The following is a 21,794-nucleotide window of genomic DNA, read 5'->3' as shown; positions in this document are numbered from 1 at the left end:
GAGACGTACCCGCTACGCCATCAAAATTTCTTGCGCCTTCGCCACGCCGCTTCCAAGCTTCACCGGATGACCCAGACCTTTGAGAACCATCTCGACAGCCGCCACCGCCATGATGACATCGAAACGGTCCATGTAGCCCATATGGGAGAGCCGGAAGATCTTCCCCTTCAAATGGTCTTGCCCACCGGCCGCTGTAATACCGTATTGCACGCGCAGGTTCTTGTAGATCGCCTGACCATCCACGCCCTCCGGCGCTAAAACAGCAGTGAGGGCATCGCTGGGCGAATCTTTGGGAAGCAACGCCAACCCGGCACCCTTTAACCCTTCGCGCATGGCCTTCGCGAGCATGGCTTGACGCCCGAACACGCCCTCGAGCCCTTCCGCTCGCATCATCTTCAACACTTCCTGCAACCCGACGATCAGAGATACGGCCGGAGTATAGGCCGTCTGATTCTTCTGCTGATTCTCATGCTCTTTCTTGAAATTGAAATAGAATGCGGTGTTCTTCGCTTTGTCCGCCAATTGCCAGGCTTTATCACTCACGCTCACGAATGCCAGGCCAGGAGGGAGCATCAGCGCCTTCTGCGACCCTGTGATCACGACATCGATCCCCCATTCATCGGTCTTGATGTCGAACACGCCGAGGGCCGTAATGGCATCCACCACGAGAATCGTTTCGCTATAGGGCTTCACGATTTCCGCCAGCGCCTTAATGTCGTGCGCCACGCCGGTCGAGGTTTCACTCGCCTGCACATAGACCGCTTTAATTCCAGGATCTTTCTTCAGGGCATCTGCTACCAGCTGTGGATCGACGGCCTGTCCCCACTCCACCTTAATCTCGGTGACCTCTGCGCCGAACGTCTTACAGAGCTTCGTCCACCGTTCTCCGAACTTCCCGCCATTAATGGTGAGTGCCTTGTCGCCGGGAGAAAGAAAATTCGAGACCGAACCTTCCATGCCTCCGGTTCCGGATGCCGCCAGCATCAGCACGTTATTTTTCGTTTGAAACAGCCACTTCAGTCCATCACGAACTTCCGCAAACACCTTATCGAACTCGGGAGCACGGTGATGGAACATGGGTCGCGCCATGGCCAACAACACTTCAGGGGGCACAGGCGTGGGACCTGGGGCTAGCAAATACCGCTTCAGCATCGACGGATCCTCCTCGGATAAAACGTGAAAAATCCTACGCAGGAAGGGGGGACGATACCATTGCCTCCCAAAAGCTGTCAAGGCAAGGAACCACGTGGGCACGCGTGTTTTCAGACGGTTCTTCCCTCCAGTTTCCGACGTGATGCCCACGCATGATTTCGTGCGAACGTGAGCGCGCAGACCACCATATCCCCACGAACAGAATGCCAATCCTCTTGCAATTCCTTGACAAGCGCGAGGTCGCTCGATAGTCTACCCTTACAGAACATGTTGAACTTCAAATACCAGACTGATAGCCAACGCATGTCAACGACGCCGCTCAGGCTAAGACATGCCGCCCTCCCTATTGCACTCTTCCTTGGAATGTGGTTCAGCCTCTCTCTGCCGATGGACGGGCACAGCGCCGTGCTTCCCGAACCCGCTATAGCCGATCTGTCCACAGTTCTGGACGAGACCGCATCAGCAGCAGACGACCCGGACGGCAATCTCGTCCCGCTCGATACGGTAGGCCCGGCAACGGAAGGCACCAACGCTCCCTCCATACGGACGAGCAGCGTTCCGCGGGCCGAAGACCTCTTACAGCTGAACCCAGCGGGAAACTCTCCAGCAACCGCACGTTTTTCAGATGCCTTGAATCCTCCGGCTGAACTGGCCCCGACGCAAGACGCCCCTCGAAGCGCGACAGCGGAATATGCCGACTACGATATGCCGATCGTCATGGACTCCTCCGTCCAGGCTCATATTCGCTACTTCAATACCGGCATCCATGATCGCTTCGAGCAATGGCTCCTCCGGCTCAGCCGCTATCGGCCACTCGTCGATAAAATCTTCTCGGAGTTTCATCTCCCCAGCGATCTGGTCTACCTTTCGCTGGTGGAGAGCGGATTCAACCCCTACGCCTACTCCCGAGCCAAAGCCACAGGCCCCTGGCAGTTCATGCAGGGCACGGCCAAGGCCTATGGGCTCCGCGTCGATAACTATGTGGACGAACGGCGAGACCCCATCAAGTCAACGGTCGCTGCGGCACGGTACCTCCGCGATCTCTATGACCTCTTTGGCGCCTGGCCGCTCGCGATGGCCGCCTACAATGCCGGAGAAGGTAAGGTGATGCGAGCCCTCCACAAAGCCCAGGCCGAAAGTTTTTCAGAAATTTCCAAGACTCGATTGATTCGGAAGGAAACGAAGGAGTACGTGCCGCGGTTCATGGCCGCAACGATCATCGCCCGGAATCCTGATCGATACGGCTTTACGCAGGAGTCCGCTGCCCCCCATGAGTTTGACGAGGCCATCATCACTCGAACCGTCCATTTCCGCGCCATCGCCAATGTAACCGGCATTCCATATGAGGAACTCCGGCTCCTCAATCCTGAGCTGCGTCGAGACGCGACACCTCCTGGCAACGAGACCTACCACCTCAAAGTACCGGTGGGAATGAAAGCGAAGGTGGAGCAGCTCCTTGATCGCATCCCATCCTATAAGTTTCCGCAACTCCCGGAAAAGGCGCGTTTTGCCGCAGCCGGCCCCTCTCGCTGGTATAAAGTTCGCGTGGGAGACACGCTGGAAAAAGTATCGAAACGGTTTCGCATCCCCCTCAAGACGCTCAAGACGAAGAATAATCTTTCCAGCCCGACCATTCGACCAGGTGACTTTCTCGTCATCAGTCGCTAGATCCGGCCTTCCCTACCCTCTGACTCACAGAGCAGAGTAAACCACCAGCCGAGGCAGCAATCGGCCTGCCGGTTTAACAGATTACAAAAAACGATCTCAGGTAAGTTCACGAGAAGTTCGACACCCATAGCTGTGACACGGCAACAGGCTCAGGATAAGTTGCAGATATCAACGTAGAACGTTGTCGGCTAGGATTACTTCTTGCCAGGCTTAGGAGAAGGAGAAGCAGAACTCTTCTGTGGTGCAGCACCAGCCGGAGCCATCGACGATGGCGCAGACGTCGACTCCTGGGACTTTTTCACATCCATGACTTTGGTCCTGATCGTCGCCTCACTGGCGAAGGGAGAACTTGGATAGGTCTTGATCAGCTCCTGATAATGGGCTAACGCCCCTTCTGGCCGCGACTGAGACTCTTCCAGCCGCGCCAGCTCAAACAAAGCCTGATCGCGATTCAGCGTGCCGGGGGTCTCCAAGATGGCGGTCAGTGCCTTAGCAGCTAAATCCCGGTCTCCCTTGAGCAAATACACATAGGCCAACCGTTGCTGTACAAGCCCTACCATTGAGGGATTCGAACCGTATAACATCAAGAAGCGCTGGTAGGCCTCAATGGCCGCACTCAATTCATTGGTCTGGACCAACGTATTTCCCAAATGATACAACGCCAGTGGGGCTGAGGGGGTTCGAGGATATTGATCGACCACTTGCCGATACCGCGTGATCGCTTCCTTGAGCGCATGATCGGCCTTTTGAGGATCGCTGGCGGAAGGAGCGGTCAAGAAGCGCATCGCCTCACGGTCAAGATCTTGAGCCTTCTGCGCGGCCTGGCGGTCAACATAGAACACCCCGCCAACCACGACAGCCGCAAGCACCAACACCCCCAAACCGACCAGCAAGGGGCGCCGATAGTCCTGCAGTCGGTGCAGCGTATGGTCAAGCCCGCTCAACATGTGAGCTTCATCGACCGGAAAAACTTTTGCCGGGACCTTAATGCGGTAGCTCATGGATAGATTCGTTGAAGAGGGCGAGATCCGTTTCGTCAAATACTGTCCGCGCCTTATACTAAGGATGTCACAAGCTTGTCAATGAGGCAGTGGATTTCTCTCAGTTTTCAGATGGTACTCAGACACTATGTTTAATAAACAGCTCGACGAGTTGGCCGCGCGACATCTTACCAGACGGCTCACGCCGCTCCATTCCGGCGTCGGCCCGGTCGTTGAAATGGCCGGACGCCAAATGCTGCTCTTCGCCTCGAACGATTATTTAGGATTGGCCATGCATCCGGAGGTGATTCAGGCCGCCGTCGAGGCGACGCAACGATTTGGTGCCGGATCTGGAGCCGCACGGTTGGTCTCAGGCTCATTACCACCGCATCAAGAATTGGACACCGCATTGGCACAGTTCAAGGGGACAGAGGCCGCCCTGACCTATGGCTCTGGCTATCTGGCCAACATCGGAACTATCCCTGCATTGATCGGACGAGGCGGATTGATCCTCGCCGATCGCCTCTGCCATGCCAGCCTGATCGACGGATGCCGGCTGAGCGCAGCCGACTTTCGCATCTATCGTCACAACGATACCGATCACCTACAGTCTCTCCTGGCCGCAAGACGCCAGCCACGGCGCACCCTGATTGTGACCGACGGCCTGTTCAGTATGGACGGAGACCTCGCACCGTTGCCCGAACTCAACCGGCTCGCCCAGGAGTATGAGGCTGACCTCTATATCGATGATGCTCACGGCACAGGCGTGATGGGTCCGCATGGGCGAGGGTCGGTCGAACACTTCGGGCTTGATACACAGATCCCGTTTCAGATGGGGACCTTAGGTAAGGCCTTCGGCAGTAGTGGCGCATACATCGCCGGGCCCTCGACGTTAATCCAGTATCTGATGAACACGAGCCGGTCGTTCATCTTTACGACGGCCCCGCCACCAAGTTCGGCTGCCGCCGTCACGGCAGCCTTACGGATCATCCAACGAGAGCCGGAGCGACGGGCGCGCTTGTGGACGAACCGTGAACGACTGTTCACCGGGCTGACACAAATGGGATTCACCCTCTCTCCCAGCGTCAGCCCGATCATACCGATCCTCGTCGGCAGCGCTGAAACCGCTCTCTCCTTTGCCGAGCATCTGTTTGCAGAAGGCCTCTACGCTCCGGCCATTCGACCTCCCACCGTTCCGGACGCCACTAGCCGTATCCGCGTCACGGTGACCTCGGAGCACCACTCTAGCCACATCGATCAAGCACTGGCAGCCTTTCAGCGCGCAGGGCAATCGGCGGGACTGATCTGACCGAGAATTCGGGCAGACACTTCCGGCTATTTCCTTGCTTTCCCATCACCCTGTGGCATCATGCACACAAGTGGTACTGAGGCTGACAAACCCGTGCCCTGTCCATTCTTATCCTTTCTTACCGAGGAGTCCTCTTCATGGATATATCGAAACTCCTGACCTTCACAGCAAAGGAGGGCGCATCGGATTGTCACATCAGCGCCGGTGAACCACCCATGATCCGGATGAACGGGGACCTCAAAAAACTCGATCATCCTCCGTTGACTACGGAGGAAACGCATTCACTGATCTATGACATGATGAGCGATACCCAGCGGAAGAACTTCGAGGAAAAACGCGAGTGCGACTTTTCCTTTGAACTGGGTGACATCGCTCGATTCCGCGTCAATGTTTTCGTCCAGAATCGTGGTCTTGGCGCCGTTTTCCGAAACATCCCCACCGAGATCATTCCGATGGAAAAACTCGGCATGCCTCCTATCGTGCGGCAGCTCTGCGATCGGGAAAAGGGGTTGATCCTTGTGACTGGCCCAACCGGATCGGGCAAATCGACGACGCTCGCCTCCATGGTCGATTACCTGAACAACACCTTCGAAGGCCACATCATCACCATTGAGGATCCGATCGAGTTCGTCCATAAGACCAAGAAATGCCTGGTCAACCAGCGAGAGCTGGGCGTCCATACCCTGTCGTTCGCCAATGCGTTGAAGTCCGCGCTCCGCGAAGACCCGGACATCATCCTCGTGGGTGAAATGCGCGACCTGGACACCATCCAACTCGCGTTGACTGCTGCAGAAACGGGACATCTGGTCTTCGGCACACTCCACACGTCCAGTGCACCGAAAACCATCGACCGCATCATCGATGCCTTCCCCCCCAACCAACAGTCTCAGATTCGCACCCAGATCGCCGAGGCGCTGGAAGCCGTCATCACACAGACTCTGTTGAAGAAAAAATCTGGCGGCCGTGTCGCCGCCCTCGAAATTATGGTCGCGACGACCGCGGTCAGAAATCTCATTCGCGAGGGCAAGTTGCACCAGATCCCTGGGATCATGCAGGCCAGCCAGAAAGACGGCATGCAAACGATGGACATGGCACTGGTTGATTTAGTGACCCGTGGCCTCGTCACCAAGGGTGAGGCCCAATCGCGCAGTATGAATCCCAACCTGTTTACGTCCGCGATGGGCGGCGCAGCCTAAGACACTTAGCCGAGGGAACCGGGGGTCACAATGGATGTTCGCAGTCTCTTGAAAGTCATGGTGGATCAGGAAGCGTCAGACCTGTATCTGACCGTCGATTCAGCTCCGGCCTATCGCGTCCACGGCTCGACACAACAAACCGACGCACCGCCGTTTACCAACGAACAACTCGAAGCCCTCGCACTGGCGCTGATGCGCGGCCAGCAGCGCGGAGAATTCGAGGAAAAGATGGAAATGAACCTGGCGCTCTATTACAAAGAGCTCGGCCGTTTCCGCGTCAATATTTTCCGGCAACGAGGGAACGTCGGCTTGGTCTTCCGGCATATCAAGGCCGAGATTCAGACCGTCGAGCAGTTGGGCCTGCCTCCGATCGTCAAAGACATCGCCATGACAAAGCGCGGGTTGGTGCTCGTCGTCGGAGCGACCGGTTCCGGGAAATCCACCACCCTTGCCGCCATGATCGACCACCGCAACACCGTCCATCCCGGCCATATCGTCACAGTAGAAGACCCGATCGAGTTCGTCCACAATCACAAGCGGTCGCTCATTACACAACGTGAAGTGGGCTTCGACACGCTTTCCTTTCAAAATGCGCTCAAGAATACCCTGCGGCAGGCACCGGACGTGATTCTGATCGGAGAAATCCGGGACACGGAAACGATGGAAGCCGCAATCACCTTTGCGGAAACCGGACACCTCTGCATCGGCACACTCCACTCGAATAACGCGAACCAGGCCATCGAGCGCATCATGAACTTTTTCCCGGTAGAGCGGCATGCACAGATTTATCTCCAGCTCTCCCTGAATCTCCGCGCCATCATCTCACAGCGGCTCGTGCCGTCCATCGACGGGAAGCGGGCTCCGGCACTGGAAATCATGTTGGATACGCCTCGCATTAAAGACCTCATCAAGAAGTCCGAAGTCGATTCGCTGAAAGAGGCGATGGAGCAGGGCGTGGAGGAAGGCTGTCAAACGTTCGATCACGTCCTCTTCCAGCTCTACAAGGAAGAACGGATCTCGCTCGAACAGGCCTTGATCAATGCCGACAGCGCGAACAATCTCCGGCTCAAGATCAAGATCGAAGGTCTGAGAGGGGATGATGCGGTGAACGCACTTCTCGACAAAAAATCCAGCGACACGTCAAACAATGCGTTTAAAATACAAGGCGGAGCCTTGGGGAATGTAACTCCTCTACGGAAACGATAGTCCTACCATCCTGCACGAATCCGGCAAGAGCCATCGCGGCTACGGTACGGCGGGTATCCCTTGCAACTCAAGGTACGACGCAATTTTCTCTAACGCGAGCGCGCTCAGTTTCGCGCCATACCATGTCGGCATGGTGTGATCTGGATAGCCCGCCACAACAAACACCCCCGGCTCGATCACCGACTCGATCACATATTGATGCACTGACTGCGCACGACCCCGGTACGATGGATCGGCCAACCGAAGAGGCCCAGTGGCTCCTAACAAGAGAGGCGGCCCCTCGCGCCCATCGGCTCCCGAAATACCTGGGACGGTGTGGCACACCGCGCAACCGGCTTTGGTGAAAATCTCTGCGATCGGCTCGTCCCCCGTGACAAGCGGAACCATGTCCGGCACAAGGGCCGCCACCGAGGGGACAAGCACCGGCGTCACCGAAGATGAATTGATAGCGTGGAGCGCCCACAGGGTCCCCAACACCAGCGCAATCATGATAAGAGGTGTAAGCAATCGTTCAGGCATGGAATCGTTCATAGAAACAGTCTGGCGGAGTTGTGATCCCATGAAACATCGTGGCTGATTAGACCTGGCATCCTAGATATCGCGAACTTCGCCAGCCATACCAGTCGGACCGCACTCACTTCGCCACATTCATGGCACAGCGAAATCCGATCGTCCGATCCTCATAGTCTGCCTCAGCTGAAAACCGCGCAGTCACACGTAAGGCAGCCGGCAAGTCTACCCACGATCCACCCCGGATCACTCGTTTTTCACCAGTGGCCGGGCCGGCTGGGTTTTGCTCAGGAGTCTTCTCGTAGTAATCGCGCTCATACCAGTCCGCCACCCATTCTGCCGCGTTCCCAGCCATATGGAAGAGACCGAAGGGACTCTTCCCGCCCTCTTTCAGCCCATGCCGCACACTCATGCCCTCAAGACCGCTGGTGACCGCCACCAACGTGATGGCTTCATTCACCCACATGCCCCGGTTATAGTTCGCAATATCGACGAAGGGCTGCATGTCTCCCCAGGGGTACCGGCGCCCGTCGGTCCCACGTGCAGCCTTCTCCCACTCAGCCTCCGTCGGAAGCCGTTTCCCTGTCCATCGGCAATAGGCCGCAGCTGACTCCCATTTCATCCCCGTCGCGGGCCGATCTCCCACCGTCGTCGCCGCCTCATCGTCCCAGGTTGGAGGAGACTCGTGTTTTCCTGATTCTAAAAACCTTCGATAGAGGCTGAGCGTGACTTCATACTGATCGATGAAGAAGGCATCCAGCGTGACGCGATGTTCAGGCCGCTCGTTTGGGAGACCATCAGTGCTCCCCATGGTGAAGGGACCGGCAGGGATACGCATCATCGGAGCGCCATCCCTTCCTCGACCGACCTCGGACGAAAGAGTCTGCCCGCCCTTCGAAGACTGTGGCTCTGCCGCCCCAAAGCACAGGGCCCCTGCCAGCAGGCTCAGCCCTGCCCAGACCATCATCTGTTGCCCATTCATCGCCACCTCCATCACGGCAACATGCGAGAAGCGGTCACCGAGCCACTGCCAGTCAGTGTATCCAGCTTAGGAGGCAAACTCAACGGAGCGAGAGGGTTGAAACAGCGAGCCGGCAACGAGAGAGCAGGAGAGAAAAGTGGTGTCCCCAACGGGATTTGAACCCGTGTTACTGCCTTGAAAGGGCAATGTCCTAGGCCAGGCTAGACGATGGGGACGAAACGGGATCCGCAAAACGAAGTGGATTCTTATCATACTTCAGACTCATGTGTCACTAGAGCCAGCCGAAGGCCAGGGAGCTGGTCGCGTTTCCGCTCCGAATTCGGTAGGATAAACCCTGCCGAAGGCGTTGACCCTTCACCCGGTAGAGACCCAAGGAGCATGACTCATGACCAGCCCAAGATTCGTACCCTGTACATCAATTCTGCTCGTCGCCTGCGGCCTGCTCGTTGCGAGTTGCGCCCACGATACCTACCAGGAACGAGCGGACCTGATCAAGAATCATGCTGAGACGTTTTATGACAACCTGAAAACCAATCGCGTAGAATCCGCGATCCGAGCCAACGAGCAGATTGAAGCCATGGCAAGCCAGATGGGAGACACCGTCAAGAAACGGGCCGCTCAACAAGGCACGACGCATGTCGAGCGAGAGTTTGCGTTGATGAAAACTGCCAATGAAGCCTCGGCTACAAACTGGCTCGCATTGGGCCAATACTTCGCCATTAAGCGCCAGTACCCTCAAGCCCGCGCCACCTATCGACGCGTGATCGATACTTATACGAATCCCACAGACCAGCCCTATCGTGAACAGGCCCTGCGCGCTTTGAAAGATTTGGACATGCTCAATCCACCCACGCCCGCCACGACGAACCCGTGAACAGAAACCGTCTCCGGCGCCAATCCACAGGATATATTCTCAGCGGGCTCCTGCTGTTCAGCTGGGGCTGTGGCCATCGCATTCACGTGGCCCCTGCGCCCTCAGCTGTGTCACCGACCATCATCCCTCAATCCCTCTCGGTCGTGGTCCCCTTTGTCGCCTTGGAAGGAGCCGACCATATGCCGGGCATCGCCTTGATGGAATGGCCGGCAGAAGACTTACGCGCCGCCACGATCGACTACATCCAATCGCGTCAGACCTTTGCCTCGGCAGGCGACAAACCTGCCGATCTCACCCTGACCGTCAACGCCTGGCTAACAATGCGATCCCGCGGCAACTATCGCTACCGTCTCCGCTTGGAATCAGACCTGGGCCCATCGGACAAGCCGCCGATCAAATCCTATTTGGTGGAAAAAGAAGCGATGGGATCGAGCGTTCGGTGGATCACGTCTTCGGATCAGGACCCCATCGCAGAGGCTGTCCAAGCCGCGTTGGATGACCTGCTCACGCAGATCGAAGCTGATTACCTGTTGTATCGAAAAGGACTGCGTTGAGGAGAGATGAAACCAGGAGGAGGCACGCGCCAGAACTTCTGGCACGTGTGACGTTGTAGCAATCCGTTAGGAGGGTCGAAACCTTCGGTCGATAAGACGCATCGCCAAACCTCCTGCCGCGAGACCAGCAGCGAAGAAGACACCGATCATCCACAAGGGCGGAACGCCCGTTCGCCTTGGCTCACGCCGACGAAGCTCACGATTGAGATTCGGCATATGGGATTCAGCCCCGAGCCATTCATCCTTAGACGAGTCGTTCGAGCCTTTCTTCACAGACATGGCTGTTCTTCCTTCACGCATCCTTCCCCTACTCCCTGACCAACACAAAACACCTTCGCACGAACAGCCGAAAGACAAACGCTAGGCGATACGTGAACGGGAAAAGTTGGTCCAGGCCGCATCAACCTGCGCGACCGGAGCCGCCTCGTATTCATGGCAATCCAAACGAAGCGAACGATCCCCGAACGACGCGTTCAAATAGTCGCAGTGATGCGGCCGATCGGCGTTGTCATAGTGGTTGGGGCGAAAATACTGACAGGAGATACACATCCGCGCGACAGAAATCTCCCCCTGCTCCTGGAGGCTGCGAATCACCTTCACTAAGGACGTGAGGAGGAGCACTTGCTCCGATGATGAAAGGGTGTCCGTCGCCGTCGCCAGCCGATCCGGCATACCGGGAGAAGGAGTGCAGGACCGGTTTCCTTTCGCCGTCAATTGCGCCGTCACCACCCGTCCATCGCTCGTGTCTCGCCGCCGCCGGACCAACTGCTTTCGCTCGAGCGTCGCAATAACTTCCGACGCAGTGGGAAGCCTGACTGCCAGCTCGTTCGCGACAGTCGACACAGTCGCACGTTGACCAGGCTTAGATCGAAGGAGCGTGAGGACCTGCCGCTGCAATGGACCGAGACCTGCTCGACCTTCACGTCGCCATGTCCGGCTTTTCATCGCCAGCCCGATCTTTTCCAGACCGGCCACCAACTGAGAGGTCATTGCAACCGCATCCTGCAATGATGATGACTTCTTCCCGCTATTGAGTACGCGCAATTCAGCCATGGAGCACCTCCTTAAATACCAGCATTCGAAAAGTGTAGTGTCCACGCGATCCCCACGTCAAGGATTCGCCGCTCTAAATGGCCAGTCCCCACCAAGAGCGGGGGAGTGAACAAACGAGCGCGCCCGCGAATGCTCCTCGACCAGCAAACTGGGATATAGAGCTGAACGGCACTGCCGATCTGCAGACCTTTTTCAGTAACGAGTGCCAACCGAGAATATCAAGCCAGAACAGGAGAAAGGACGGAGGATTTCATCATACAGCAGACAGAAAATAGCCTCCCCGCTCAAGGCACATCACTGCCTGTCCTATCGCCGAAAAATAAACCGCGTGAATATTTTCCGGGCAACCGTCACGGAAATCTCATGGAGTCCGGTCGCACCGTCCGGAGCAGGATCTTGCTCGATCGATGTTTGGACTGTTCCCTCTCCATCCGTCGCGCGAAAAACCAGCGCATAACGGCCCAGCGCAAGCGTTACCACCATCCATTGCTTACCACCATCGACATTGCCTCTCCCCCACATTCACAGAACTCCTTGATGCTGGGAGGGAGTCGAAGAAAGGGACTCACGCGTACAAAGAAAAATGCATCCGGAGAAGAAAGTCGTCCGTAGTGGGTGGTAAGGTATAGCCGCCATTCAGCTCAGTTCACACAAGGAGGCAGTTATGCAGATGATGGGACGTATTGGATTCATGGGATTGGGCATCGCGTTGGTGGGTGCGCTCAGCGGAGCGCCGGTCTTCGCGGCAGATGCCCCGATCGAGGACGGGTCGAAGCTGGTTATCACCTCTCCCAAGGATGGAGATAAGGTCTCTGATAGCTTCGAACTGAAGTACGAGTTGACCAAGGGCTCTGAGGCCGCTCATGCCCACGTTTACCTGGACACTCAATATCAGAAGGGTTTTCCCGGATCATTCAAGGGTCTGAGCAAAGGAAAACACCAGATCACCGTGACCGGCGCCAACAAAGATCACAAACTCGTCTCGGCAAGCCAGACCATCACCGTCGAAGTGCAGTAGCACTGAGACCGAACACCTTCAAGCCGCCAGGGCCTCCTATGAAAGAGGCCCTGGCGCGCTGGGCGCAGAGACCACTTCACCGAGTACGCGATCCTCCCTCGGAAACCATTTCACAACTCACTTCCTTGGTGGCTTACTGAAGAGCGAGCGACGGTAAAGATTGCTTCTGCACGTATTCATATCCATATTTTCGACGTCATCCCACCTTCGTTCTCACCAAAAGACGACTGCTGCACAAAATTGAAAGCATAAATGCAGCAGAGCGTACAGGATTGTACGTATAAGTAGTCACCACAGTGCTAAGTTATTGATATTGCGATCTTGCCAACCTGGATCGCAAATTGCTTTACCATCGTACAAGTTCGCCTATCTAACCAAAGGAGAGACGACAATGGATTGTCCAAAGTGCACAGGCCTGATGATGTTGGAACGATTTTCAGACTTCTTCTTGGTATTTTATGCCTGGAAATGTATCAACTGCGGCGCGGTCATCGATCGGACAATCTCCAATAACCGTAGAAATAGCCTTGCCGCCATAGCCGCGAAAGAAGTAGAAGAAGCCACGGCATAATTCTCGGACCGGTAGACAGCGGAGCGTTGTTCTCGCACCTGCTGGTTTCGGCAATGATCGAACCGGTGTTCATGGATACGCTTCAGACCGCACCTGGCTATGGCCTGGGTACGATAACTCGCATTCCACAATCGCGATCGATTCGCAGCGCCCGATCATACTTCCTCACCGTTGATACGACATCCTCTGTCCCGTAGCCTACTCCTGTGAAAACCTTTAGACGCGCTCTGTTGGCAGCCATCAGCAGGTATCTCGTTGGGCTGTTTAGCGGGATGCTGCTCATCGAAGTTCTTTCCAGCAACACCCATGACAACTCAGTGGAGGCCGCGATGACCGGAGCGTTCGTCTTCGGCCCGTTCATGGCGTTGATTGCCATGATCCTGGTCTTCCGTTCACGACGTTCTCGCACAGATTAGCGCGCGCGAATCATTACCGCTATTAACAAAGAGGATGAGCTGGTCACGGCCTGCGAGAACGGCAAATCCAAGGTGAAAAGAGAAGAACTCGAGAAACGAACTGCACCTCCCCTCACAAGAACAAATCAGGGATTGAGCGGCGCATCCCTACCTCGCCCCCGTAGCACTGATCGCCCCTTCTTCCGCTGAGTTGATGGAGAGGCCATTTCCTTACGCTGCCGCACAACCACTTGTTTTACCGCGATTTTCCAGCATCGGTCTGAACATCAAGATCTTCGATCAGCGCTCGGAGCGGTTCTGCCACCGACCAGGCTTGGGCGAAACAGCCTCGGGGATGGTACGGAGCCTCTGCATCGAAGATTTCTGAGACCTGCCCTAGACAAGCTTCCTGCAGATGGGCCTCAAGGCCCGTGAGAAAACTACGAGCTTTGTTGCGTACCGCGGTGCTTTGGCCGAATATTTTCATCCAGGCAGTCACAAAGGGACCCAGCAAGAAGGGCCAGACCGTGCCTTGATGATAGGCTCCATCTCGCTCCAGCACACCACCCTCATAGCGGGGGCGATAGCGGCTATCGGCAGGCGAGAGCGTACGGAGCCCCACCGGTGTCAGGAGTTGCAATTCCACGAGACGAAGAATCTGCTCTGCACAGTCGCGCGGGACCAGGTCGTCAACGAGGGAGATGGCATAGAGTTGATTGGGCCGAAGCGACGCATCATTCCCCTCCGGCCCATCGATCACATCGTAGAGGTACCCGCCCTGCTCGTACCAGAATCGATTCCGGAATGACACAATCGCACGAGTGCGATCATTCCGGCACCGATCGGCGTAATCCGCTTCATCGAATCGGCGCGCAAGGGTATCACCCACCGCCAAGGCTCGGACCCAGAGGGCCTGGATTTCCACTGGCTTTCCATGGCGCGGCGTGACGACCCAGTCGCCGACCTTCGCGTCCATCCAGGTCAACTGCGTACCGGAAACTCCGCCTGCAATCAACCCATCCTCGTCCATCCTGATCCCGTAGCGCGTGCCTCGTCGATAGCCGTCGAGAATCTCTTTCACCGCAGGCCAGGCGATCTCACGAACTCGTGCCTCTTCTCCTGACGCCGCAAGATAGCGATCGATCGCATGAATAAACCACAGCGAAGCATCGATCGTGTTGTACTCCGGCTGCTCACCGACGTCCGGGAACCGATTGGGCACCATACCTTCCGAGACATGCGCAGCAAAAGATTCGATGACTTGCCAGGCGATATCCGCTCGGCCGGTGACGAGACAGAGGCCTGGCAACGAGATAAACGTATCTCTCCCCCAATCAGTGAACCAGGGATACCCGGCAATGACCGTCTGCTGGTTCCCTCTTTGTGACAGATAATGTTCCGCAGCGCGCCACAGTTGATGTGCCAATGGATCACGACTGGAGGCTGATTTTTGAAGACGGGTGCGGCGCTCCCGCTCGACATCGATCAGGGCGGCGACATCGAGGGCGTTCACGGTCTCGGTGGTAAAGACCAGGGTCGCGTCTTCGCTGGCTTTGAGCTGATCGGCAAACTCGCCTGGCGACCACCAATCTTCTTCGTAATCAAGCCCGCGCTGCTGATCGACGGTGAATTGAACCTGTTGAAACCACCTAGGATCATGACGGTACATTCCGGCATGGAACGCATGCACCGCCGGCAGATCATGATAGGGATGCCAGGTTACAGTCTGGTCGCTTTCCAAGAAACGACTGTCGAGTCCTGCGTTTTCATGATGCGTGGAATGGTAGTCGCGCCCGCTCAGCATCGGACGTACGAGGAGCGTGACGGGAAATTTCGATTTTTTCTGGAGACGCCATCGGACGATAACGAGATCACGCCCCTGAACGCAGAGAATTTCTCGTTGGATTGAAGCCCCGGCACAGTCATAGGTCCAGGTCGGCCAGGGATCGGTGGTAAAACTGCTACATGATTTGTATCCATCAGGATAGATGGCACCAGGATAACAATTGGTCGAGAGGGGAATCGTCCGACCGTTGACCTCCACCCATTCTTCAAGATGGTTGACCAGAACGAACCGTTCGCTCGGCGGCTTGCGGGCCACAAGCAACAATGCGTGATAGCGCCGCCTATTCGCCCCCGCAACCGTGCCGGAGGCAAACCCTCCTCGTCCGTTCGTGTCGAGCCATTCGAGACTCAAGGCTCGATCAAGATTTTGGCAATCTTGGGCGTTCACCTTCATACTGCGAATCCCAGCTGTTCGCTATCAGCCGTTAGTTTACAGCCTCAGAAAGAACAATCCCGCTTCCCTCTCCGACTGATCGCTGATAGCTGACGGCTTCGTCACTCCCCGGATTGCTGAATCAGCTTTGCCACCAATCCCGTCCATCCCGTCTGATGGCTTGCACCGATGCCTGCCCCGTTGTCTCCATGGAAGTACTCGTAGAACAACACATTGTTGCGCCAATGCGGATCGTCCTGAAATCGCGTTGCACCGCCGAACGCGGGACGTTTCCCTTCGGCGTTCCGGAGGAAGATATGAGTCAAACGGCGTGAGATCTCAGCCGCCACTTGCCAAAGCGTGGTATAGCGGCCAGATCCTGTCGGATACTCCACCTGGTACTGGTCGCCGAGATAGTAGTGAAACTTTTGCAGCGACTCGATCAGGAGATAGTTAACCGGGAACCAGATCGGGCCTCGCCAATTCGAATTGCCCCCGAACAAGCCTGTCCCTGATTCCGCCGGCTCATAGTCCACGCGATGTTCATGGCCCATGACCGAGACCACGTAGGGATGATCTTTGTGATAACGCGAGAGAGCGCGAATGCCATAAGGGGAAAGGAACTCCTCTTCGTCCAGCAGATACCCCAAGACGGATTTCAGCCGATCGCGACTCACGAGCGACAGAAACCGCCGCACGCCTCCGTCGTAGGACTGCGTTTCGAGATGCTGCGCAAAGTCCGGCCGGTTTTCGATAAACCACTGCATGCGATGTTTGAACCGGGGAAGGCTATCGATGAGCTCGGAATCCAGCGTCTCGACCGCGAACAGAGGGATCAGGCCGACCATTGAACGGACCTTCATATGTGTGGTTTCCCCGTTCGGCAGGTGCAGCACGTCGTAGAAGAAGCCGTCCTCACGATCCCACAGTTCGATCTTCTCGCCGCCGATATTGTTCATGGCGCGGCAGATGTAGACGAAATGTTCGAAGAACTTGCTGGCCACGTCTTCGTAGGACTGGTTGTCTCGCGCCAGCTCCAGTGCCATCGTCAGCATATTGAGGCAATACATGCCCATCCAACTAGTGGCGTCCGACTGTTCAATGTGGCCACCGGTCGGCAGCGGCGCGCTCCGATCGAACACCCCGATGTTGTCGAGGCCGAGAAAGCCGCCTTGGAAGATGTTCTTCCCGTCGGCATCTTTCCGGTTCACCCACCAAGTAAAGTTCAGCAGCAGTTTGTGAAAGACGCGCTCCAAGAAGCGACGATCCCCGACGCCGGTGCGTTTCTTATCGATCTTATAAACGCGCCAGGCCGCCCAGGCATGGACCGGCGGATTCACGTCGCCGAGCGCCCATTCATAGGCCGGAATCTGTCCGTTCGGATGCATGTACCATTCGCGCAGCATGAGGACGAGCTGTTCCTTGGCGAACGTCGGGTCGACCAGCGCGAGCGGGATACAGTGAAATGCGAGATCCCACGCCGCGTACCAGGGGTACTCCCATTTGTCAGGCATCGAGACGACATCGGCGTTATAGAGGTGCGTCCAGTCCGAGTTGCGACCGCGCAGCCGTTCACGCGAGGGTGCCTGCCCCACCTGATCGCCCTTGAGCCATCGGTTCACATCGTAGTGATAAAATTGTTTGCTCCAGAGCAGACCGGCAAAGGCTTGCCGCTGCACCAGGCGCGCGTCTTCCGACAGATGGCTCGGGGCAAGACGGTCATAGAACTCGTTCGCCTCCTGGGTACGTGTCGTAAATACGGCATCGAAGTCCGGAGTTGCGACACCCGGGCTCTGTGCTTCGTTGGTCAATCGCAAACGAATGGTCCTGGTCTCGCCGGGGGCAAGCCTGAGTACATATTGGGCCGCGGCTTTAGTGCCCAGGTGGTCAGGATTGACCGCGTCCTTCTCACCCTGCACGACATAATCGTGAAAACTGTCCTTCACGTACCGGGGACCTTCTTGATCGCCGTAGAGCCGGCGGCTGTTGGTGTCATTTTCCGTGAAGAGCAAAGTGGGTTCGCCTTCGCAGAGTAACCGGCGCAAGCCATAATATTCGTGCTGCGTCTCGATGACGCTCATCTGGTCCGTCGGCTCTCCTTGCTTGAGCCGGGGACGCCGAATGTCCGATCCCCAGGACCAGGTGTTGCGAAACCAGATCGTCGGCAGCAACGTGAGTTCGGCCGGCTCGGGGCCACGATTCACAACTTGGATACGGATACACAAGTCTTCCGGCGACGCCTTGGCATATTCCACAAAGACGTCGAAGTACCGGTTGTCGTCGAAGACACCGCTGTCGATGAGTTCGAACTCCGGATCCTGACGCCCCCGACAACGATTCTCTTCGACCAGCCGGCTATAGGGAAATGCCGCCTGCGGATACTTATAGAGATATTTCATGTAGGAATGGGTCGGCGTGGAGTCCAGATAGAAGTAGCACTCCTTCACGTCCTCGCCGTGATTGCCCTCGTTGCCGGTAAGACCGAAGACTCGTTCCTTCAGAATCGGGTCTCGCCCGTTCCATAAGGCAATCGCAAAACAGATCATCTGGTGGCGATCGCAGATGCCGGCGAGGCCGTCCTCGTTCCAGCGATAGGCGCGGGACCTGGCATGGTCATGGGGAAACGCCTCCCAGGCGGTCCCGTTCTGGCTGTAGTCCTCGCGCACGGTCCCCCAGGCCCGCTCGCTGACATAGGGGCCCCACCGTTTCCAATGACGCTGGCGCTTCGCATCCTCTTCGAGGCGCTGCTGTTCTGCGAGGATCGGTGGTGAAGAAGCGGAGGCGGTCCGAGAATGAGAGGCCATAGGACTCCTTCGGTAGAAACGGCACACAACTAGAGTCGGCCTGCGGCGGCAAGGCTTACGGCAAGCTAGTACCGGACTCCTGTCGCAGTCAAGCAGAAGCGATAGACCGATTGAGCCCTTTGTGATGAACAGGGGCTTTCCAGTTGGGATCATGCTCCTACAGGGGCCCCTGCCTGACAGGTGTGCGCCCTTACAGACTTGGCAATGAAATGAACAAGAGAGATGACGTGGGTTATGGGGTTGTGGGGTGAGCCGGCTGAGTCTCGAACCCAGGACCCTCGCCTTAGAATGGAGACCAGTGAAAATACTGATGGAGTAAAATCGTGAGCGACGTTCGCGCTGAGACTACGAGGACATTTACCTGAACGAATGAAATAAATTGGGCAGGCTGATTACTTTAAGCAGTGGGTCTCTTCACGAATTCCCCGGTCTCACTAGAGGCTGATTTCCAGATCTTCGTTAAGAACCGTAATATTTGGAATACGGGTCTCGCGCAGCTCCGCTTCGATCGTACTCCTGAATCGCGGTTTCATGTGGTAGGCATACACGGGGACGTCGGGACGGCCGATTTTCCTGAACTCCCCTCCCATCAGTTCGGGCGTGAGGTGTTTGGCCATCTGTGCGAGGGCGGCCTGATTATTCGGATAGGAGACTTCGATAAATGCCGCGCTCAAGTTCGACTTGGACGACGCGGCATGCCACAGATCCTCCGTCTGGTAGGTATCTCCGCTATAGACAATCGTGGTGCGCTCATCGCTAATCAGGAATCCCACGGTTGGAACGACATGGTTCACCCTGATGGGAACAATGCTCAGACCGCAGACCTTCCACTCCTCCCCCGACTTCAACGGGCGGGGAACGAACACCGGCCGATCGGGGCTGGGAAGCCGGAAGAAATCGGGATAGACCGTAGAGTTAAAGATGTGGGTGCCCAGGCCGTCCAGCACCTCAGGAATACCGGCCACAATGAGTGAGGCCTCCGGTTCCCCGACGAGATTATCCGCAAGCGTCGGGAGCCCCCTGATATGGTCGAAGTGGAGGTGCGATAGCAGAACGTGGCTGATCTTCAATTGTTCCGGCAGCGTCAGCCGTGACCCAATGGTGCCAGCGTCCAACAGCACGGTGTCATTGATTAAGAAGGCGCAGGGCTGGCACTGCAGCGTACGACCGTTTTCGTGCAGCAGTTGATCGGAGCCATGACAGCCGAGCACGCGTATTTTCACAGAGAATCCTTTCGGCAAAGAGACATCGGCGGCCTCGCCTCGTATGGCAGACAAGCCTGCGCTGCCAATTCTCTCGCGCCAAACAGTAGCACAAAGTCCCTGACTTGCCTCGCAAAACCCCGCTTCTATCCTGCGAGAATTACCGCTATTCGTTGACTCAAACGTTTCCTCTGCTACCCTGCCTATTACGTGCATCTGATCAATATCATTCATCCATATCCTGCGACTAAAACCGACAGCATGCGGCAACGATCCGGATACAACATTTGGTGGAGACTGTTGTGGGCCTGCACGGTCTGGGTCTCGTCCGATTACGCGGCCTGGGCCCAGGCGCCGAACGAGACTTATGATTTCAGCATGGCGAAAGGCACCGTCGAGTTCGGACGGAAACATTATGAGAAGGCAGCCAAACTGTTTGAACGGGCCCAGCAGGCCGTGCCCGACGATCCGGAGGCAACCGAATACCTGGGCCAGGCGCTCCTACGGCTGAAACAATATCCTGAAGCCGAAACCCTCTTTCGTAATCTGACAAGACGACGGCCGACTCGCGCGCAGGCCTGGCTGGGGCTGGCGATCACACAAACTCAACTCGGGAAGTACCAGGAAGCGATGGCGTCGCTTGAACAAGTCCAGACACTCGATCCGCAAAATCCCCTGGTCTATTTCTACCAAGGAGTGGTGTCGCACGAATTGAAATCCTTCGCACAGGCTCCTGAGTTGTTCTCGCGGGCAATGGCGCTCAGCCCCGACCTCACACCCACGGCCCGCTACTACACAGGCATGTCCTACTACGAACGCGGGTTAATCGACCAGGCCCAGAAAGAGTTTGACGCCGCCATGGCCTCAGGTGAACCAGAGTCCGAGCTGGCTCGCATGGCTCGCGCGATCCTGCAACAGCGAACCGCCGTGCCGAAAGGCCCCAAACAGTGGGATCTGAACCTGAGCATCAGTGGCCAATATGACTCCAATGTCGTGTTGCTTCCCATTGGAATCCAACCTCCCGGCGGATCGACCGGTATCTCGCGAAAGGACGACTTCCGCACGACATACTATGCCCGCGGCGAATATCGGGCGATTCAAACGTCCCTCTGGACGGCAGGGGTCACCTACGGCTTTTATCAGAGCCTTCACCGGACGTTGAACGCGTTCGATATCCAAGACCACGCGCCCTCGGTGTTTGTGCAACGACAGATCGGTATCGTGACGGCGAGGTTCCAATATGCCTTCGACTATGTGCGGGTCGGTGGGGATCCGTTTCTGATTGCCCATGCCCTGCAACCAATTATCACGATTGCCGAGAGCAATAGCCTTTTTACCCAGATACAGCTCAGGTATCAAGACAAGGATTTCCAAGATGACCGCTTTGCCGGGAATTCCCTCAGGGACGGGAAAAACTGGCTGGCAGGTGTCACACAATATGCCTATTTCGCAAACGGGACCGGCCATCTCCGGTTGGGCTATACCTTCGACAACGATCGCACCGGAGGCGGACATCCCGCATCGGCAACGGTGGGCATGCAGACCAATGCGGATTGGGCCTACCATGCGCACCGGCTATCCGTGGGTTTGGGCATACCGGAATTCTGGACACTGAGACCAAGCTTCGCCTTCGACTACTACCGTCAGAATTACGATAATCCGAGTTCCTTCTCCACCGGCGGAACCACTGCCCGCCGCGATAATATTTTCTTCTTCACTGCGACGATCGGCCGGCCGATTACCGATTGGCTCTCGGTCGCCGCGGAATACAACTACACGCGCGATCAGTCCAACCTCACGGCATTTAACTACAACCGCAGTGTGTTCTCCCTCACCCTGAACAGCCGTTTCTAGCCCTTCGCTGCCGGACAATCAGGACGCAAAATGTTGTAGAGGGTGACAAGTTATGTCCCTCGCTCGACGGGAACCGCTACGAACGAACTAATACCTTCGCGGGGCTCCAAAAGCGTACGGCTCAGGATGCACAGTGATTTCAATAGGTTGGCAAGGGGTCACAGCTCGCACAAAAAAGACCTGCCTGGGTATGGTTCCTGCCATTCCACCGGGTAAGAAATGTCACGCATGACCTAAGTTTCCGGTCC

20 protein-coding genes and 1 tRNA gene are annotated in these 21,794 nt (G+C 56.6%); 10 read left to right on the top strand and 11 right to left on the bottom strand.

Translation table 11 applies throughout. From position 1 onward, the window contains the following. Nucleotides 1-12: 12 nt before the first annotated feature. Nucleotides 13-1,152 carry an alanine--glyoxylate aminotransferase family protein gene (locus Q8N00_06020; protein MDP2382342.1) on the bottom strand — a complete coding sequence of 380 codons (1,140 nt, stop codon included), beginning with the start codon at nucleotides 1,150-1,152 and terminating at the stop codon, nucleotides 13-15. Between the two features lie 303 nt (nucleotides 1,153-1,455). Between Q8N00_06020 and Q8N00_06015 the strand changes: the two genes are divergently transcribed. Next, a complete protein-coding gene (locus Q8N00_06015; GenBank protein MDP2382341.1) occupies nucleotides 1,456-2,820 on the top strand; it encodes a transglycosylase SLT domain-containing protein in 1,365 nt (454 codons plus the stop codon). 194 nt (nucleotides 2,821-3,014) lie between these two features. Here the strand turns inward: Q8N00_06015 and Q8N00_06010 are convergent, their stop codons facing one another. Continuing rightward, complete coding sequence (locus Q8N00_06010) at nucleotides 3,015-3,821, bottom strand: tetratricopeptide repeat protein (GenBank protein ID MDP2382340.1); 807 nt, start codon at nucleotides 3,819-3,821, stop codon at nucleotides 3,015-3,017. A gap of 127 nt (nucleotides 3,822-3,948) precedes the next feature. Here Q8N00_06010 and bioF point away from each other — a divergent pair, with 127 nt between their 5' ends. The 3 genes from bioF to Q8N00_05995 all read left to right on the top strand — a co-directional run bounded on the left by bioF (nucleotide 3,949) and on the right by Q8N00_05995 (nucleotide 7,511). Further along, on the top strand, nucleotides 3,949-5,109 hold the full coding sequence (gene bioF, locus Q8N00_06005) for an 8-amino-7-oxononanoate synthase (GenBank protein MDP2382339.1): 1,161 nt from the start codon (nucleotides 3,949-3,951) through the stop codon (nucleotides 5,107-5,109). A gap of 137 nt (nucleotides 5,110-5,246) precedes the next feature. Beyond that, nucleotides 5,247-6,305: a type IV pilus twitching motility protein PilT gene (locus Q8N00_06000; protein MDP2382338.1), complete on the top strand. Its 1,059-nt coding sequence runs from the start codon at nucleotides 5,247-5,249 to the stop codon at nucleotides 6,303-6,305. 30 nt (nucleotides 6,306-6,335) lie between these two features. Then, nucleotides 6,336-7,511 (top strand): PilT/PilU family type 4a pilus ATPase, encoded by a 1,176-nt coding sequence (locus tag Q8N00_05995; GenBank protein MDP2382337.1) that lies wholly within the window; start codon nucleotides 6,336-6,338, stop codon nucleotides 7,509-7,511. Between the two features lie 39 nt (nucleotides 7,512-7,550). On the opposite strand, the gene Q8N00_05990 is transcribed toward Q8N00_05995, so the two are convergent. The 3 genes from Q8N00_05990 to Q8N00_05980 form a co-directional block, all read right to left on the bottom strand. After that, a complete protein-coding gene (locus tag Q8N00_05990; GenBank protein MDP2382336.1) occupies nucleotides 7,551-8,030 on the bottom strand; it encodes a hypothetical protein in 480 nt (159 codons plus the stop codon). A 115-nt stretch (nucleotides 8,031-8,145) separates the two neighbouring features. Further along, nucleotides 8,146-9,003, bottom strand: a complete 858-nt coding sequence (locus tag Q8N00_05985) for a formylglycine-generating enzyme family protein (protein MDP2382335.1) — start codon at nucleotides 9,001-9,003, stop codon at nucleotides 8,146-8,148. 137 nt (nucleotides 9,004-9,140) lie between these two features. After that, nucleotides 9,141-9,218 (bottom strand) — tRNA-Glu (locus Q8N00_05980). Nucleotides 9,219-9,388: 170 nt separating this feature from the next. Here Q8N00_05980 and Q8N00_05975 point away from each other — a divergent pair. Beyond that, the gene (locus Q8N00_05975; protein MDP2382334.1) at nucleotides 9,389-9,877 is read left to right on the top strand and encodes a hypothetical protein; all 489 of its coding nucleotides are present in this window, start codon (nucleotides 9,389-9,391) and stop codon (nucleotides 9,875-9,877) included. Beyond that, entirely contained in the window at nucleotides 9,874-10,431 is a 558-nt protein-coding gene (locus Q8N00_05970; protein MDP2382333.1) for a hypothetical protein, read from the top strand. Before Q8N00_05975 ends, Q8N00_05970 begins: the two co-directional genes overlap by 4 nt. A 66-nt stretch (nucleotides 10,432-10,497) precedes the next feature. On the opposite strand, the gene Q8N00_05965 is transcribed toward Q8N00_05970, so the two are convergent. The 3 genes from Q8N00_05965 to Q8N00_05955 all read right to left on the bottom strand — a co-directional run bounded on the left by Q8N00_05965 (nucleotide 10,498) and on the right by Q8N00_05955 (nucleotide 12,006). Then, a complete protein-coding gene (locus tag Q8N00_05965; GenBank protein ID MDP2382332.1) occupies nucleotides 10,498-10,710 on the bottom strand; it encodes a hypothetical protein in 213 nt (70 codons plus the stop codon). Nucleotides 10,711-10,791: 81 nt separating this feature from the next. After that, entirely contained in the window at nucleotides 10,792-11,484 is a 693-nt protein-coding gene (locus Q8N00_05960) for a MarR family transcriptional regulator (protein MDP2382331.1), read from the bottom strand. A 306-nt stretch (nucleotides 11,485-11,790) separates the two neighbouring features. Next, the gene (locus tag Q8N00_05955) at nucleotides 11,791-12,006 is read right to left on the bottom strand and encodes a hypothetical protein (protein MDP2382330.1); all 216 of its coding nucleotides are present in this window, start codon (nucleotides 12,004-12,006) and stop codon (nucleotides 11,791-11,793) included. A 148-nt stretch (nucleotides 12,007-12,154) separates the two neighbouring features. Here Q8N00_05955 and Q8N00_05950 point away from each other — a divergent pair, with 148 nt between their 5' ends. From Q8N00_05950 to Q8N00_05940, 3 genes are all read left to right on the top strand, one after another. Continuing rightward, nucleotides 12,155-12,502: a hypothetical protein gene (locus tag Q8N00_05950; GenBank protein MDP2382329.1), complete on the top strand. Its 348-nt coding sequence runs from the start codon at nucleotides 12,155-12,157 to the stop codon at nucleotides 12,500-12,502. 391 nt (nucleotides 12,503-12,893) lie between these two features. Continuing rightward, entirely contained in the window at nucleotides 12,894-13,073 is a 180-nt protein-coding gene (locus tag Q8N00_05945) for a hypothetical protein (protein ID MDP2382328.1), read from the top strand. Between the two features lie 206 nt (nucleotides 13,074-13,279). Further along, the gene (locus Q8N00_05940; GenBank protein ID MDP2382327.1) at nucleotides 13,280-13,489 is read left to right on the top strand and encodes a hypothetical protein; all 210 of its coding nucleotides are present in this window, start codon (nucleotides 13,280-13,282) and stop codon (nucleotides 13,487-13,489) included. Nucleotides 13,490-13,724: 235 nt separating this feature from the next. On the opposite strand, the gene Q8N00_05935 is transcribed toward Q8N00_05940, so the two are convergent. The 3 genes from Q8N00_05935 to Q8N00_05925 form a co-directional block, all read right to left on the bottom strand. Next, nucleotides 13,725-15,707: an amylo-alpha-1,6-glucosidase gene (locus Q8N00_05935; protein ID MDP2382326.1), complete on the bottom strand. Its 1,983-nt coding sequence runs from the start codon at nucleotides 15,705-15,707 to the stop codon at nucleotides 13,725-13,727. A 101-nt stretch (nucleotides 15,708-15,808) separates the two neighbouring features. After that, complete coding sequence (locus Q8N00_05930) at nucleotides 15,809-18,490, bottom strand: glucosidase (GenBank protein ID MDP2382325.1); 2,682 nt, start codon at nucleotides 18,488-18,490, stop codon at nucleotides 15,809-15,811. A gap of 434 nt (nucleotides 18,491-18,924) precedes the next feature. Then, nucleotides 18,925-19,713, bottom strand: coding sequence for a 3',5'-cyclic-nucleotide phosphodiesterase (locus Q8N00_05925; protein ID MDP2382324.1), 789 nt, complete (start codon nucleotides 19,711-19,713; stop codon nucleotides 18,925-18,927). Between the two features lie 240 nt (nucleotides 19,714-19,953). Between Q8N00_05925 and Q8N00_05920 the strand changes: the two genes are divergently transcribed. Beyond that, nucleotides 19,954-21,546, top strand: a complete 1,593-nt coding sequence (locus Q8N00_05920) for a tetratricopeptide repeat protein (GenBank protein ID MDP2382323.1) — start codon at nucleotides 19,954-19,956, stop codon at nucleotides 21,544-21,546. Nucleotides 21,547-21,794: the final 248 nt, after the last annotated feature.

The sequence above is a fragment of the Nitrospirota bacterium genome (genome assembly GCA_030684575.1).
Classification (GTDB): domain Bacteria; phylum Nitrospirota; class Nitrospiria; order Nitrospirales; family Nitrospiraceae; genus Palsa-1315.
Note: the sequence above shows the minus strand (reverse complement) of the source record. Positions and strands in the feature narration are given on the sequence as shown.